At 62.6% G+C, this 2,759-nt stretch carries 3 protein-coding genes; 1 reads left to right on the forward strand and 2 read right to left on the reverse strand.

Translation table 11 applies throughout. The features are described from left to right. A partial coding sequence (locus QZY01_RS03180; protein WP_294533229.1) for a Hint domain-containing protein occupies positions 1-1,790 on the forward strand: 1,790 nt, incomplete at its 5' end. A gap of 227 nt (positions 1,791-2,017) precedes the next feature. Here QZY01_RS03180 and QZY01_RS03185 read toward each other — a convergent pair. Both QZY01_RS03185 and QZY01_RS03190 read right to left on the reverse strand, forming a co-directional pair. After that, positions 2,018-2,407, reverse strand: a complete 390-nt coding sequence (locus QZY01_RS03185) for a type II toxin-antitoxin system VapC family toxin (protein ID WP_294533231.1) — start codon at positions 2,405-2,407, stop codon at positions 2,018-2,020. Then, positions 2,394-2,669, reverse strand: coding sequence for an AbrB/MazE/SpoVT family DNA-binding domain-containing protein (locus QZY01_RS03190; protein WP_294533234.1), 276 nt, complete (start codon positions 2,667-2,669; stop codon positions 2,394-2,396). The genes QZY01_RS03185 and QZY01_RS03190 overlap by 14 nt, the downstream gene beginning before the upstream one ends. Positions 2,670-2,759 lie beyond the last annotated feature (90 nt).

Raw genomic sequence — 2,759 nt, forward strand, 5'->3', positions numbered from 1 at the left:
AGACGATCCAGCCGTTCGGCTCCGTCACCGTCACCGATTCCATCTCCGGCGATCTTGTCGGCGCGACGATCTCGTTCGCAGCGGGCAACGGAACGCTGGCCGGAGCGGGGCTCTCGGCAGGCGTCGCCAGCGGCGGGACGTTGACCTACACATTGTCGGCGGCTTCGCCGGCGGCGCTGCAAGCCGGGCTGCGGGGACTGACTTTCACGCCGACCGCGCATCAAGTGGCGACGACGGCGTTCGATCTCGTCGTGACCGACGTCACCGCATGGTCGCCGGTGACGACGCCGACGCTGGTGCGAACGCTGTCTAACGGCGTCAGCAACCCGGAGGGTCTGGCGACCGACGCCGCCGGCAATCTATTTGTCGCGAATTTCGGCAATAACACGGTCGAGGAGTTCGACGCCTCAGGGGCGCTGGTGCGCACGCTTTCGAGCGGCGTCAGCGGTCCTCGCAGCTTGGCGACCGACGCCGCCGGCCATGTGTTCGTCGCGAATTATTTAGGCAACACGGTCGAGGAGTTCGATGCCTCGGGGGCGCTGGTGCATACGCTTTCGAGCGGAGTCAGACGACCCGTCAGCGTGGCGGCAGACGCCGCCGGCCACGTATTTGTCGCGAATTTCGGCAATGATACGGTCGAGGAGTTCGACGCCTCGGGGGCGCTGGTGCGCACGCTTTCGAGCGGCGTCAGCTACCCCCAGAGCGTTGCGACGGACGCGGCCGGCGATGTGTTCGTCGCGAATGGCGGCAACAATACGGTCGAGGAGTTCGACGCCTCGGGCGCGCTGTTGCATACACTGTCGAGCGGGGTCAGCTACCCCTACAGCCTGGCGACCGACGCGGCCGGCAATGTGTTCGTCGCCAATGCCGACAATGATACGGTCGAGGAGTTCAACGCCTCGGGTGCGCTGGTGCGGACGCTGTCGATCGGCGTCAGCGACCCGGAGAGTGTGGCGACCGACTCCGCCGGCAATGTGTTCGTCGCCAATGCCGGCAATAACACGGTCGAGGAGTTCAACGCCTCGGGCGATCTGGTCGCGACGCTGTCGATAGGGGTCAGTGGCCCCGACAGCGTGGTGGCGGACGCCGCCGGCAATGTGTTCGTCGCGAACTACGCCAATAACACGGTCGAAGAGTTCAAGGTCTCGCAGTTGACCAGCGTCAGCGATGCGACGACGCTGGTCAGCGTTTATGACGCGCAGTGCTTTTGCGCCGGCACTCTCATCCTGACCGACAAAGCTCAGGTCGCCGTCGAAACGCTGAAGCGCGGCGACTTGGTCATGACCGCCGACGGCGTCGCCAGGCCGATCTCTTGGATCGGCCGACGGGCCATAAGCGCCGCTTTCGCCGACCCGATGCGATGTTGGCCGATCCGGATCATTGCGGGAGCGCTCGGCGACAAGGTTCCTTCCCGCGATTTGCGGCTGTCGCCCGATCACGCTTTGCTTGTCGAAGGCGTGCTGATACAGGCCGGCGCGCTGGTCAACGGGACCTCGATTGTCCGCGAGACCTCGGTTCCCGAAAACTTTACCTATTATCACGTCGAACTGGACGACCATTCCCTGATCCTCGCCGAAAACACCCCGGCGGAGACTTTCGTCGACAATGTTGACCGGTTAGGCTTCGATAATTGGACCGAGCACGAGGCGCTCTATCCGAAAGGCAAGACAGTCGAGGAAATGCCGTTTCCGCGCGCCAAGGCGCGCCGGCAGATTCCAATGCATATCCGGGCGGCGCTCGATGCGCGCGCGATCGTGATCGGCGGGGCGGAAAATAAGGCGGTGGCGTGAGCCTCGCGAATGGAGCGCGCCACGGCAGGATTTCATCATTGATCTCCGTTCCCCAACATAGCCGGCCAATTTGGCGAGCGGGGGCTCGGGGTCAAATTGAGTCAGCCGCCGTATCAAAGGGATGACCGCTTTCGCCTCATGACGAGCCGGTCACGGCAACCTGTCGACCGTCGCCTTCGAGCTGATTCCGGAAGATCGCCGTCGCGCCCGCATTGCTCCGGCCTCTGTTATAGCTCGCGAACGACGATGTTAGACTTGGCTGACGCCGACTTCACAAATCGCCGATCGAAGGTCACGAACGCCTCGCATCCTTCCGCGCCCGACAGATGCAGGGCGTCGGCGAAATCCATTCCGCTGGCGGCCAAGGTGAGCGCCATTTCCAAGCGGGCCGGATCCTCGAGTTTCACTGTCGCAAGCCCGGCAAAAGCGCGCAATGCGGCAATGACCTCAGCTTTGGGCTGGCTATAGGCGCCTCGGAGTACCCATTCCGTCTCCAGCATGACCGTCGTGGCGACAAAAATCTCGTTCTCCGCGAACAGCGTCTTGGCTCTGGCAGCCTGGGCATGCTCATCATTGGTGAGCAGCCGAACGATGATATTGGTGTCAATCGCCAGCATGCCGCCTCCGCGCTTCTTCCGTCACGGCGTCGTCCATCTCCTCGATAGTTCGAACACGGCCATCGGTTTTCAGCATGGCGAAAACGTCGGTCAATTGAGTGCTCTCAAACAACGGCGCCCGACGAAGCAGAACGCCGTCGGTGACTTCCTCGACCACCAGCTTCGTTCCCGCCGGCCAGTCCCGGTGCTGACGCACGACCTTGGGCAGGATAACCTGGCCCTTCGTCGAAACCACCGTCGTCAAACGCTCGCGGGCTGACATTTTCAATTCCTCAGGGTAAGATGAAGGTAAGATAGTGGTTTTTCAACTCTACGGCAACGGCGCCGATTTTTGAAAAGCCTCAGCCCGTCG

It is taken from the genome of uncultured Rhodoblastus sp. (assembly GCF_903903185.1).
Lineage (GTDB): Bacteria > Pseudomonadota > Alphaproteobacteria > Rhizobiales > Beijerinckiaceae > Rhodoblastus.

Coding starts and splice junctions, on each gene's coding strand:
- QZY01_RS03190 (WP_294533234.1), bottom strand. CDS start 2,669: ATGTCAGCCCGCGAGCGTTTGACGACGGTGGTTTCGACGAAGGGCCAG.
- QZY01_RS03185 (WP_294533231.1), bottom strand. CDS start 2,407: ATGCTGGCGATTGACACCAATATCATCGTTCGGCTGCTCACCAATGAT.